Here is a 12,728-nt window from a genome sequence, read left to right as displayed (position 1 = left end):
GGCATCGTGGGAAAGATGAATCGTGGAAAGAACGGGGAAAAATAGGGTTTTCCGATACCAACAATGCAGGAGACGGGACGATATTGCCCTACACGAAACGTGCGGTTAACATTAGGCGCCAATTCTAAGGAGTCAAGCCATTTCAATCACGAGATGCCTTTGGAATTCAAGGATTAGAGAGAGGAATCCTCAGTGAATCGCAAGAAAGTCATCGCCGCGCTCGCTTCCGTCGCGGCCATCGCATCCCTTGCCGCCTGCGGCGGCGTGAAGGACGGCGGTTCCACGGCAAGCGGCACCACCATCACCATCGGTACCACCGATAAGATCACCAGCCTCGATCCGGCCGGCTCCTATGACAACGGTTCCTACGCCGTGCAGATTCAGGTGTTCCCGTTCCTGTATTCCCAGGACTACAACACCTCCGAGCTGTCCCCGGACATCGCCGCCGATGACGGCACCTGGAGCGACGACGGCACCGAATTCACCGTCAAGCTCAAGTCCGGCCTGAAGTTCGCCAACGGCCACGATCTGACCGCCTCCGACGTCAAGTTCTCCTTCGACCGCATCAACAAGATCAACGACGAGAACGGTCCGTCATCCCTGCTCGCCAACATCGACTCCGTCGAAGCCAAGGACGACACCACCGTGGTGTTCCACTCCAAGGTCAAGAACGACGTGACCCTCAAGCAGGTGCTTTCCAGCCCGGCAGGCCCGATCGTGGATGAGGAGTCCTTCGACGCCGACAAGCTCACCGACGCCGACACCATCGTCAAGGACAATGCCTTCGCCGGCCCGTACAAGCTCACCTCCTATAAGGTGAACGAGGCCTTGGCCTATGCCAAGAACGACTCCTATGATGGCCTGACTCCGGCAAAGAACGACGCCGTGCAGGTCAAGTACTTCGCCGATTCCTCCAACCTGAAGATGGCCGTGCAGCAGGGACAGGTCGACGTCGCCTACCGCTCCATGACCCCGACCGACATCGAGGACCTGTCCAAGGACGACAAGGTCAAGGTCGTCAAGGGCCCGGGTGGCGAAGAGCGCTTCATCACCTTCAACTTCAAGATCATGCCGTACGGCGAGAAGTCCAGCGAGCCGAACGCCGACAAGGCCAAGGCCGTGCGTCAGGCCGTCGCCAACCTGATCGACCGCGACGAGCTGTCCACCAAGGTCTACAAGGGCACCTACACCCCGCTGTACTCCTTCATTCCGGATGGTCTGTCCGGTCACGACGACACCCTGAAGGAAGCCTACGGTGACGGCGAAGGCAAGCCGAGCACCGACAAGGCCAAGAAGGTTCTCGAGGATGCCGGTGTCACGACCCCCGGTCGATCTGAAGCTTCAGTACAACCCGGACCACTACGGCCAGTCCTCCGCCGACGAGTATGCCGCCATCAAGGCCCAGCTCGAAGAAGGCGGCCTGTTCAAGGTCGACCTGCAGTCCACCGAATGGACCCAGTACAGCAAGGATCGCGTGATCACCTCGGATTCCGATGGTTCCTACCCGGCCTACCAGCTTGGCTGGTTCCCGGACTACTCCGATCCCGACAACTACCTGTCTCCGTTCTTCCGTGACGGCAACTTCGTGAACAACGGCTACTCCAACACGGAAGTCAATGACCTGATCGTCAAGCAGGCCGGCCAGACCGACGACAAGGAACGTGAGGACACGCTGAAGGAAATCCAGAAGCTCGAGACCGATGACCTCTCCACCATCCCGCTGCTGCAGGGTGCCCAGGTCGCCGTCACCGGTTCGGGCGTGAAGGGTGTCGTGCTCGACGCCTCCTTCCGCTTCCGTTACGCCTCCGTGACCAAGTCCTGAATGTGACTTGACCGCCCCTGCCCGGCCGTTTCGAGTCGGGCGGGGGCTCAATTTGTATCTGCATCATCCATCAAGGAAAAGGAGCCCGACGTGACGCAAAGCGCAACCGTGGCTCAGCCGAAAGCCAAGAAAAACAAGCTTTCGAGCGGATTCTTCCGCTTCGTGCTTACCCGCTTCCTGCTGATCATTCCTACCGTATTCATTCTTGTTACCATCGTCTTCTTCGTCATGCGCGCCACCGGCGATCCGATTTCCGCCGCCCTAGGCGGCCGCCTGACGCCGGAGGAACTGCAAAAGCGCATCCACGCGGCCGGCTATGACCGTCCATTGGTCGTACAGTACATCGATTATCTCAACGGCCTGCTGCACGGTGACCTCGGCACCACGCTGACCGACAACCAAAAGGTCATCACCATTCTTACCCGTTACGGCGCCGCCACCTTCGAACTCGCGTTCCTGGCGCTTATCGTGGCGCTCATCGTCGGCATCGGCCTGGGCCGTATCGCGGCACGCAAACGCGACCGTGCGGCCGATGCGGGCATCCGCACCTTCGCCATTCTGTGCTACGCCACTCCGGTGTTCTTCCTGGGCCTGATTCTGAAACTCATCTTCGCCATCTGGATGAACGTGCTGCCGGCATCCGGCCGTTCGTCATTGAGCAGCGAAATGGAATTCTCCCGACTGGTCTCGCCAACCGGTTTCTACATCATCGACGCACTTCAGTTGGGCGATATGTCCGTGCTCGTCGACGTACTGCGTCACGCGGTGCTTCCGGCCCTCGCATTGGGACTGCTGACGGCGGGCGTATTCATCCGCCTGGTGCGTACCAACGTGATCTCCACCTACACTTCCGGCTATGTCGAGGCCGCCCGCTCCCGCGGCGTCTCCGAAAAGCGTCTGCTCAACAAGCATGCATGGAAGCCGGCCCTGATTCCGATCATCACCGTCATGGGCATGCAGATCGCCCTGATGCTCGCCGGTGCCGTACTCACCGAGACCACCTTCGAATGGAAGGGCCTCGGTTTCATGCTTTCGCAATATCTGAAGGCACGTGACTTCGTGGCGGTGCAGGGCATCGTGATTCTGATCGCCATCATCGTGGCCGTCGTCAACTTCATCGTCGACGTCATCGCCGCACTGGTCGACCCGAGAGTGAGGTACTGACATGACCGAAGCATCCGTCAACAATGTCACCGTTCCCGGCGATGACCGTCTGGACAGGCTCAAAATCAACAAACAGGCACCGTTCTGGACCAAGATTCCGATTATCAAGGAACTGCGCGTAGCCGTCGGCTGGCAGAAGGGCATGCTGATTACCGGTCTGGCGCTCACCGCCTTCTTCCTGCTCGTCGCCATCTTCGCACCCTTGATCGCACCATACGGATACGCTCAGCTGAAGGACTCCAACGGCGTATCCTTCCCGGCCCAGGCGGCACCGTCATCCGAACATATCTGGGGTACGACCGCCGGAGGCTATGACGTGTTCAGCCGTGTGGTGTGGGGTTCCCGCACTGCGGTCATCGCCATCGTCATCGCCGTGCTGCTGTCCATCTTCGCGGGTGTGCTGCTGGGACTGGTCTCCGGCTATTTCGGCGGCTGGGTCGACCGCGTACTCGTGATGATCGCCGACGCCGTCTACTCCTTCCCGTCCCTGCTGTTGGCGATTCTGATGGCCATTATGATCTCCCACGGCCAATCCGGACTGTGGAGCGGCATCTTCGCTTCCGGCATCTCCATCACCGTGGTCTATATTCCGCAGTACTTCCGTACCATCCGTGCCGAAGTGATCCGCATCAAGGAATCCGCATACGTGGAATCCGCACGTGTGGTCGGTGCCTCCACCTGGCGCATCATGACCAAGCACCTGTTCAAGAACTCCACCCGAACCCTGCCGGTCATCCTGACCCTGAACTCATCGGAGGCCATTCTGACCCTTGCCGGTCTGGGCTTCCTTGGCTTCGGCATCGAACCGACCGCAGCCGCCGAATGGGGCTATGATCTCAACCGTTCCGTATCCGACGTGACCGCCGGCATCTGGTGGACCGCGGTATTCCCCGGCGTCGCCATCGTGCTGATCGTACTGGGCATCACCCTCGTCGGCGAATCGCTCAACGATCTCGCCGATCCGCGACTGCGTGCACGCAAATCCGCGGGCGAAGTGGTCGGATCCATCGAAGACACCTCCGTTGATCCGAACGAAAAGCCGGGCGCCCGCAACGAGGTCATGGCGGAACTTGCCGCGGCCAGAAACCCGATGGGTGCCATCGACGCCCCGGTGACCGTCACCGACCATGATCCATCATTCGTGGCCTCCGCATGGGGCTCCAAGGAAGGGGAGTGAACCGATGAGCGAAATCGACAACGGCAATCTCGCCGAAATCAAGGATCTGAGCGTCTCCTTCATGACCGACGCCGGCTCCATCAAGGCCATCGACGGGATCAGTTTCAAGATTCCCCGCAGGAAGGTCATCGGCGTGGTGGGCGAATCCGGTTCCGGCAAGTCCGTGACCGCGCGCTCCATCATCAAACTGCTGCCGGAAACGGCAACGACCTCTGGTGCGATCTACCTGTCGAACCGTGCCGGCAACGAGGAACTCGACGTGCTGTCCCTATCCGGCGAGCAGCTACGCGAAATGCGCGGCTCCGAGGCGGCGATGGTGTTCCAGGAGCCGAATTCGGTGCTGAACCCGGTGTATACCATCGGCTGGCAGATCGAGGAGGGGCTGCGGGCCCACGGCATGAAAGACAAGAAAGAGCTGCGTGCCAAGGCGATCGACATTCTGAAGAAGGTCGGCATTCCCGACGCCGAAACCCGGGTCGATTACTATCCGCACCAGTTCTCCGGCGGCCAGAAGCAGCGCATCGTCATCGCCATGGCGTTGGTGCTCAATCCCGGTCTGATTCTGGCCGATGAGCCGACCACCGCCCTTGACGTGACCGTACAGGCCGAAATCCTCGATCTGCTGCGTCTCGCACGCGACGAATTCGATGCCTCCGTGCTCATCATCACGCACAACATGGGCGTCATCGCCGACATCGCCGACGAGGTCGTGGTCATGTACCGTGGCCATGTGGTCGAGCAAGGCGGCGTGGAACAGATCTTCTATTCACCGCAGGACGACTACACCAAGCGTTTGCTGGGTGCCGTACCGCGCATCGGGCAGAAGCTCATCGTGCGTGACGGCAATGGCAAGGTCATCGAGCGTGAAAAGGATTGGCGTGAACAGCCGGTCGCGGTCGAGGCCAAGGGGCTGACCATCACGTATCCGGGCCATCTCATGCAGCCCGATTTCAAGGCCGTGGATGGCATCGACTTCACCATCCACCGTTCCGAGGTGCTGGGACTGGTAGGCGAATCCGGTTCCGGCAAATCCACCACGGGCCGTGCCATCGCAGGCCTGCAGAAGGTTTCCGGCGGTTCACTCAACGTGCTCGGCATCGAAATGAACGGCGTGAAGGAACGTGACTTCAAGCCCAAGCGCGCCGACATCGGCTTCGTGTTCCAGGATCCCGGCAGCTCGTTCAACCCGCTGATGACCATCGCGGAGAACGTGGCCGAACCGCTGATCGTGCACGGGAAATACTCCTCCGTGGCTGACGCACGGCATTATGTGGGCGATCTGCTGGAAATGGTCCAGCTGCCACGCGCATACATGAACCGCTTCCCCCATGAGCTGTCCGGCGGCCAGCGTCAACGCGCCTCCCTGGCGCGTGCGCTCGCGTTGAAGCCGAGCCTGCTCATCGCCGACGAGCCGACCTCCGCATTGGATGTGTCGGTGCAGGCGAAGGTGTTGGAACTGTTCAAGAAACTACAGGTCGAAATCGGTTTCGCCTGCCTGTTCATCACTCACGATCTTGCGGTGGTAGATATGCTTGCCGATCGCATCATGGTGATGCACAAGGGCAAGATCGTCGAACATGGCGATGCCGACCAGATCATGCAACATCCGCAAAATCCGTACACGCAGAAGCTGCTGGCCTCGTTGCCGGTGCCGGATCCGCGTGAACAACGCGGGCATCGTGAGCATCTGCACGAGTTGCTCACGGCCCAACAGTAGGGATGAGGGATTTAGGAGCATAGACGGCGATGCCTGCGACGGACCGATTGTCGCAGGCATCGCCGTCTTACGTTGGCGGGAACTTCAGTGGATCTCGCCGTTGAAGCAGAACTGCGCGTGGGCGTCGCCACCGGCCTTGTTCCTCAGATATTCACGCACATACCCCATGCGTTCAACCGTGGTGGCGGCCAATGGCCCGGGTAGCTCATCGGGGAAGAACCAGCCCACGTTGAGGCTCTCCTCATCACCGACGTACGGTTCCGTGTTACCGGCCGGATCGGGCCTGCAGATGAACAGGTGATCCATGTACATGGTGTTGTCGCCATTCGCGTAGGTGAGTATGCGGCGAGATGATTTCACCGACACCAGATCGGTGACGATCACGTCCACGCCGGTCTCCTCCTTGACTTCGCGGGCCACGGTGTCGGCCGGCTCCTCGCCGGGCTCGTTGATGCCGTACACCATGGCCCATTCGCCAGTGTCGGAACGTCGGCCCAGCAGTACGCGGCCCCGTTCGTCCTCGACGTAGCCGGACACGCCCATCAGCCATAGCAGATCGTGGCCGATCTTCCTGCGGAGTTTCAACACGAATTCAGGGGTTGCCATATCACGTTCCTTTCCTCCCCGTCGGGGAGTACGGTGGAAGACTATTGCGCCATGTCGGCCATCCAGGCCTCGACGTCATCGATCTGCTTCGGTATGCCTGCGGAGATCCATTCGGGACCATTCTCGGTCATGAGCACGTCATCCTCGATGCGGATGCCGATGCCGCGATACTCCGGCGGAATCAGCAAGTCATCCTCACGGAAATACAGGCCAGGCTCAATCGTGAAGATCATGCCCGGACGGATTTCGGCACCCTGATATGACTCGTAACGGGCTTGCGCGCAATCATGCACGTCAAGGCCGAGATGATGCGCCACGCCGCAGGCGAGCCAACGACGGTGCTGCTGACCGGCGGGGGAGAGCGACTCCTCCACGTCGACCGGCAGAATGCCCCATTCGTGCAGGCGTTCGGCGATCACACGCATGCAGGCATGATGGATGTCGGAATACGTGGCACCTGGCTTGGCTGCCTCGAAACCGGCCTGCTGGGAGTCCAGCACGGCCTGATACAGCCTCTTCTGAAAGTCGGTGAACCTACCATTGGTCGGGAACGTACGGGTGATGTCGGCGGTATACAGGCTGTTGACTTCCACGCCGGCATCGATCAGCAGCAGCTCGCCGGATGCGACGGTACCGGTGTTACGCATCCAATGCAGAATCGGAGCATGCGCGCCGGATGCGATGATGGTGTCGTAACCGACCTCGTTGCCTTCCTCGCGGGAGATTGCGTTGAACGCACCTTCCAGCATACGTTCCGAACGCGGTTTGCCCAGAGCCGCCGGCAGCCTGCGCAGGATGCTGTCGAAGCCGTGCTTGGTGGCGTCCACGGCCTTGCGCATCTCGCGCACCTCATATTCGTCCTTGCACATGCGTGCCTCGGCGGCGAATTCGTGCAGTCTGTCGTCGGCGGCGGTATTGCCGTCCGGATCGGCGAAACCGTTCGCCTTGCGAATATCCTCTACCATCTCGGTGATTTGCGGATCGGCCTCACGAATCACACGGACGCGTACTGCACCGGCCTCGGTGCCGACATCCTTGCTCAGTGCATCGGCCAGTTGCGCGATGTCGTTCGTCTCGATGCCCGTCATGGCGGTCATCTCCCGCAGACCCGCGCGCGGACCCACCCAATATTCACCATAGTGGGCATTCATGAAGAAGTCCTGCGTGTAATGGTTCGCGCGCGGAGCCACGAACAGTTCCGGCTCATGCGTCCTGCCGGCCTTTGCATCCGCGGAATCCGGATCGACCGGGTTCAGCACCAGCACCGCGCCGGCCTCATAGTCCTCGCCAAGACCGGTGTAATACGAGAAGGTGGTGTCCGGACGGAACGCGTAGTCGCAATCGTTGTTGCGTACCTTCGGCTGACCGGCCGGGATTACGAGGCGTTCGCCTGGAAACGCCCTGCCCAGCGCCTCAAGACGTGCCGGCGTGTACTTGGAGGATTCCAACGGTTCGATGGCCGGCTCATTGTCATCCCAACCGGTGGTCATGAACTCCTTGAACGCGTCGGAACGAGGGCGTAGGGAACGATTGTTCACACGGTCGCTCATGGCCTGATCCGGCCCCGGTGCGGACTCCCGCTCCAAAGCCTCGTATTCCTTGTCCTTATCGGTAATGACTTCGCTCATCACATCTCCTGAACAATCCAATGAATTACCGCCACCAATCCTATTACGTTTTGCGACGCCATAACGTTCATGCGCCCACCTAGAATGGGGACGGTTTCAGTGAGTAAGCATCGACCAGCGTAAGGAAACAGCACAGCATGTCGTTTGAACATCCCAATCGCAACAACGAAAGCATGATCGACGTCGAACGTGACATCATGGGCCGTCCATCGGAACGCAATACCACCAATCTGGACCTCAGGCGCATGAAGATGATCCTCGACGTCATGGGGCATCCGGAAGAGTCCTTCCGCGTGGTCCACATCACCGGCACCAACGGCAAGGGATCCACCGCGCGCATGGTCGAGTCGATCTGCCGCGCCTACGGCATGCGCACGGGACTGTACACCTCGCCGCATCTGGAACATGTCAACGAACGCATCGCCATCGACGGACAACAGCTTTCCGACGACGACTTCGTCGACGCATGGGATCAGGTACGCGATCTGATCGCCATCGTCGACATGAAGATGGAGGAGCTCGGGAAGCCGAAAATGAGCTTCTTCGAAGTACTTACCGCCATGGCCATCTGGAAATTCGCCGACGCTCCGGTCGATGTGGCCATCGTGGAGGTCGGCATGGGCGGCCGCTGGGACGCCACCAACGTGCTCGATGCCGATGCCGCCATCATCGGTCCCATCGACATGGACCATATGGCGTGGCTGGGCGACACCGTCGAACAGATCGCCTCCGAAAAGGTCGGCATCATCAAGCCCGGCTGCACCGCCGTCATCGGGCGTCAGCCGCATGAGGAGGCCGTCATGCCGATCATCGAGAAGGCCGCCAAGGGCAACCATGCCAATCTGGTACGCGACGGCATCGAAGCGGAAGTCGTCGCCCGCGTACCGGCCGTCGGCGGCCAGATGGTCACCCTGCGCACCCCCAACGGCACATATGAGGAAGTGCCGGTCGCCAAATTCGGCGAGCATCAGGCGCATAATGCGCTCGCAGCCCTGTGCGCGGCCGAGGCGGTGATTCCGGTAAACGGCGCGCTTGACGGCGATCTGGTGGCCGAAGCGTTGAGTACGGTGAAGATTCCGGGACGCCTCGAACAGATCCGCACCTCGCCGACCATCATCCTTGACGGCGGGCACAATGTGAACGCGGCCGAGGCGCTGCGTGCCGCCATCGAGGAGAACTACGACTTCCAGCAGCTCGTCGGCGTGATCGCCATGATGGGGGACAAGCAGGTCGAAGAGTATCTCGGCGTGCTTGAACCGCTGCTGAGCCATGTAATCGTCACCGAAAACTCGTGGCGCGACCGTGTGATGCCGGCCGAAGACCTGAAGAAGATCGCGGATCAGGTGTTCGGACCGGAACGCGTCACCTGCATTCCGCAACTGCCGGATGCCATCCAGGAAGCCGTCAACATGGTCGATTCCGAAGACGAACTCGGCGTAGGCTACGGGCACGGCGTGCTTATCTGCGGTAGCTTCACCACGGCTGGAGACGCGCGCCTGATGCTGGAGGAGAAGATCAATCCGGATCTGAAGAAGCCGAAGGTCGAGCGTGTGTTCCAGGAGGCCGTGGAACCGGAGCCGCGCAAGGATCAGGATGCGGCCGAAGCGGATTTCGAATCCGATGCCAATCCGGATTTCGATGTCAATGATTTCGGCAATGTCGGTTCCGATGATGCCGATGATGCCGAAGCATAGCTAGACGCCAGGCATGGATTTATGCATCGAAAGGTTGCGGCCCGTCGTGAGGGGCCGCAACCTGTTCAGCGCAAGGATTTGGCGCGAGCCACGGTGTCTTCCACCAACACGGCCTGCGCGTCGATGATCGGTAGCTGAGGCATCGGGAACGCCTCGTTCAGTACGCTCAGTTCGGTGCATCCCAGAATCAGCGCGTCGCAGGCGCAAGGGCTGGCCGGGTCGAGCATGTCACGGAGCACGGATTCGTATCGTTCCTGATTCAGCTCTCCCGAGCCTTTCACATCATCGTAAATCAGCGAAGTGATGCGCTCCTGCAGGTCATCGGTCGGTTCCACGAAGGCATATCCGGCTTCGGTGGCCGCACGCGCATAGACGCCCGATTTGCGCGACCCGGAAGTGCCGAGGAAACCGATTCGGGGGAACCGTTCCTTTGGGTAGCGTTGTGCCATGCGATTCACGGCGCCGCGCGGCATGTGCAGAATCGGTACCGGCGTCAGCCTTTGGAAATCATCATAGAAGTAGTGCGCCGTATTGCAGGTGAGCACGATGAAGCTCGCGCCCATCGCGGTGGCCTTTTCGATATCGTCGGCAATCACCGGGAACGGGTTCTCATCGGATGCCCCCACGATATACGCGGTGCGATCCGGCACGGAGGCGTCATTGAACACCACATAGTCGAGATAATCCTGATCGCCATGCGCATGCGTGGCGTGGTTGACCAGACGGATGTAGCTCTCGGTAGCCAATGTGCCCATGCCGCCCAATACGGCGAAGAACGGTCGTTTCACTTCATCTCACCCTTTTTGGTGAAGTATTTGGCGTAGCTTTTCCTATAGATCGCGAACATATGCCTGATCATCAGCCAGCGTAGCGGATTCATATCCTTGGAATATTCCAGCGTGGTGCCCCAATCCCCGGATTCGAGCATGCGTTTGCCGGTTTCCTTGTCATCGCCTTCGGCGACATACTCAAGGAACACCGACTTCGGAATCTCCATCCACAGCTTCGAACCGCGGCCGAACAAGGTCTCGCCGTCGAACGGCGTGTCCTCGACAAGATCCTCCACGAAGTATTTGGCCAGGTTGAAACCGTTCAACGTCACGAAATAGCTGGAACGCCCCTGACGCAGATTGATCTCGAACAGCTTGTATTCGCCGTCGCGCTCATCGTACTTCATGTCGAAATTGGCGACGCCTTCATAGCCGATATCCTCGAGGAACGCCTTGATGCGACGGAACACGTTCTCGTTGTAGTCGGGCAGGATCGCCGCATAGTTGCCGGCCGCCACCGGAGACGGATCCTCCAGCAACGGATGGCCGAGGAACATCATGCGTACGCGATGATGCTGGTCCACGTACGCGTTGAGCACACGCATGCGTGAATCGTCGCCGGGAATGAAATCCTGAATCACCATTTCGGAGGTATAGCCGGCATCGTAGGCACGTCTGATGATCGTGTCGAGTTCGGCCGGGTCGTTGAAGATATAGGCCTTGCGCCGCCCTTCGAAGTCGACGTTCAGCCATTCGACGGAATTGGCCGGCTTCATCGCGACCGGATAGGGGAACGGCAGATCGCGGTATTCCCCTGCCTTCACTCCGTCGGCGGTTACGGTCTTCGTCTTCGGGTGCGGCAGATCATACCGTTCGCAGATCTGATAGAACGTGGATTTGTAGGCGAGTCGGCGTGACAGATTGATGTCGAGCGTGTTGTATACGAAATAACGACGCAGATCGTCCCCGCACTGGCTGAGCAGATTCGCATACACATCGCCGCAGGGGATGAGCAACAGCGTGCGATCCGGATCCTCGGCCTTCATACGCCTGCCGAGGTTGAGCATGAAATCGCGGAACGTCACGAAATTGTTGAAATCATCGACGACATGCACGTTCACGATATTGCTGAACTTCGTAGGGCTGAGCTGGAAGTAGGCGTACGCCTCGGAGATGATGCCATACTCCTCATGGAACGCCCTGGCCATGCCGTAGACGTTAATGTCGCTGCCGAGCAGAATCGGTTGGAATCGTGTCATAGTGACCTACCTTACCCCGTGCCGTGTGACGAACGGCCGTGCTATTCGCCGAGTACGCGACGCACCACGGCGCCATCGCCCTCATATGGCACCGGCTTGCCGTTGATGATATTACGGGTCTCGTCGCCCTTGCCGATGACCAGCACGATATTGAACCGGTCCGCATGCTCACGCGCGTCGGCGATGGCCTTTTCGATGGCGAGCTCGCGCGGAACGACGATCTGCGTCCGGGCCGTCGGATCGGTCACATACGACTGCATCTGACGCGCGATGTCCATGGGATCCTCGTAATTCGGGTCGTCCAATGTGAAGATGAAGGATTCCACACGGCCAAGCGCCCCCTTGACGATGCCCTCGCGTCTGTCGACGGCCTTGCCGCCGGTGGTACCGGAAACCAGCGTGATGCGTGGGCGGCGTTCGCCATAGGTCCGTACCATTTCGTCGACCAACGATTTGACGGAAAGATAGTTGTGGGCAAAATCGATGTAGACCAGCAGACCGTCTCCCGCCTTGACGCGTTCCATGCGTCCGGGCACCTGTACCCGGCACATGGCGGCGATTGACGGGTCGGATTCCGGCACGCCGGCCTCGATGGCGATGGCGACGGCTGCCGCGGCGTTCGTGACATTGAATTCACCGGACATGTCCAGCTCCATCGGCCGAAGATCCGAGCCATTGACGGAAACGATGAAACCGGCTTTGTTTTCCGGATCGACGCGGGCGATGACCTGTGCTGGGGAGGTCAGGCCCCGTGCGGCATCATGCAATGCGAACTCGGTGACCTTGACGCCCGCGTCGGCGGCATCCTGCATGAGCAGATCACGGTGATCGCAGTCGGCGCCGAGCACCAGCGAACGGCTGTTGGCGATCAACCGGCGCTTGCAACGGAAG

At 60.0% G+C, this 12,728-nt stretch carries 9 protein-coding genes and 1 pseudogene; 5 read left to right on the top strand and 5 right to left on the bottom strand.

Annotation, left to right across the window (positions count from 1 at the left end):
• Window positions 1–192: 192 nt before the first annotated feature.
• The 4 genes and pseudogenes from HMPREF1494_RS08820 to HMPREF1494_RS08805 all read left to right on the top strand — a co-directional run bounded on the left by HMPREF1494_RS08820 (window position 193) and on the right by HMPREF1494_RS08805 (window position 5,880).
• Window positions 193–1,822: pseudogene (locus tag HMPREF1494_RS08820) on the top strand (ABC transporter substrate-binding protein).
• Window positions 1,823–1,912: 90 nt separating this feature from the next.
• Window positions 1,913–2,986, top strand: coding sequence for an ABC transporter permease (locus HMPREF1494_RS08815; RefSeq protein WP_003839458.1), 1,074 nt, complete (start codon window positions 1,913–1,915; stop codon window positions 2,984–2,986).
• A 1-nt stretch (window position 2,987) separates the two neighbouring features.
• Window positions 2,988–4,163 (top strand): ABC transporter permease, encoded by a 1,176-nt coding sequence (locus HMPREF1494_RS08810; RefSeq protein WP_003839460.1) that lies wholly within the window; start codon window positions 2,988–2,990, stop codon window positions 4,161–4,163.
• 4 nt (window positions 4,164–4,167) lie between these two features.
• A complete protein-coding gene (locus HMPREF1494_RS08805) occupies window positions 4,168–5,880 on the top strand; it encodes a dipeptide ABC transporter ATP-binding protein (RefSeq protein ID WP_034522183.1) in 1,713 nt (570 codons plus the stop codon).
• An 84-nt stretch (window positions 5,881–5,964) separates the two neighbouring features.
• On the opposite strand, the gene HMPREF1494_RS08800 is transcribed toward HMPREF1494_RS08805, so the two are convergent.
• Together HMPREF1494_RS08800 and HMPREF1494_RS08795 are read right to left on the bottom strand one after the other, a co-directional pair.
• Window positions 5,965–6,486: an NUDIX hydrolase gene (locus HMPREF1494_RS08800; protein WP_003839463.1), complete on the bottom strand. Its 522-nt coding sequence runs from the start codon at window positions 6,484–6,486 to the stop codon at window positions 5,965–5,967.
• 41 nt (window positions 6,487–6,527) lie between these two features.
• Window positions 6,528–8,114, bottom strand: coding sequence for an aminopeptidase P family protein (locus HMPREF1494_RS08795; protein ID WP_034522182.1), 1,587 nt, complete (start codon window positions 8,112–8,114; stop codon window positions 6,528–6,530).
• 173 nt (window positions 8,115–8,287) lie between these two features.
• On the opposite strand from HMPREF1494_RS08795, the gene HMPREF1494_RS08790 reads away from it, so the two are divergent.
• Window positions 8,288–9,808 (top strand): bifunctional folylpolyglutamate synthase/dihydrofolate synthase, encoded by a 1,521-nt coding sequence (locus HMPREF1494_RS08790; RefSeq protein WP_012902316.1) that lies wholly within the window; start codon window positions 8,288–8,290, stop codon window positions 9,806–9,808.
• A gap of 65 nt (window positions 9,809–9,873) precedes the next feature.
• Here the strand turns inward: HMPREF1494_RS08790 and HMPREF1494_RS08785 are convergent, their stop codons facing one another.
• The 3 genes from HMPREF1494_RS08785 to HMPREF1494_RS08775 form a co-directional block, all read right to left on the bottom strand.
• Window positions 9,874–10,596 (bottom strand): aspartate/glutamate racemase family protein, encoded by a 723-nt coding sequence (locus HMPREF1494_RS08785; protein WP_034522180.1) that lies wholly within the window; start codon window positions 10,594–10,596, stop codon window positions 9,874–9,876.
• A complete protein-coding gene (locus HMPREF1494_RS08780) occupies window positions 10,593–11,837 on the bottom strand; it encodes a carboxylate--amine ligase (RefSeq protein WP_034522179.1) in 1,245 nt (414 codons plus the stop codon). Before HMPREF1494_RS08780 ends, HMPREF1494_RS08785 begins: the two co-directional genes overlap by 4 nt.
• Window positions 11,838–11,878: 41 nt before the next feature.
• Window positions 11,879–12,728, bottom strand: an 850-nt coding sequence (locus HMPREF1494_RS08775; protein ID WP_034522178.1) for a glutamate ligase domain-containing protein, incomplete at its 5' end; no start/stop codon positions are given.

This window comes from Bifidobacterium sp. MSTE12, from assembly GCF_000513015.1.
GTDB classification, from domain to species: Bacteria; Actinomycetota; Actinomycetes; order Actinomycetales; family Bifidobacteriaceae; genus Bifidobacterium; species Bifidobacterium dentium.
The sequence above is the reverse complement of the archived record's forward strand: the minus strand, read 5'-3'. Positions and strand labels throughout refer to the sequence as shown.

Coding starts and splice junctions, on each gene's coding strand:
- HMPREF1494_RS08810 (WP_003839460.1), top strand. CDS start 2,988: ATGACCGAAGCATCCGTCAACAATGTCACCGTTCCCGGCGATGACCGT.
- HMPREF1494_RS08805 (WP_034522183.1), top strand. CDS start 4,168: ATGAGCGAAATCGACAACGGCAATCTCGCCGAAATCAAGGATCTGAGC.
- HMPREF1494_RS08800 (WP_003839463.1), bottom strand. CDS start 6,486: ATGGCAACCCCTGAATTCGTGTTGAAACTCCGCAGGAAGATCGGCCAC.
- HMPREF1494_RS08795 (WP_034522182.1), bottom strand. CDS start 8,114: ATGAGCGAAGTCATTACCGATAAGGACAAGGAATACGAGGCTTTGGAG.
- HMPREF1494_RS08790 (WP_012902316.1), top strand. CDS start 8,288: ATGATCGACGTCGAACGTGACATCATGGGCCGTCCATCGGAACGCAAT.
- HMPREF1494_RS08780 (WP_034522179.1), bottom strand. CDS start 11,837: ATGACACGATTCCAACCGATTCTGCTCGGCAGCGACATTAACGTCTAC.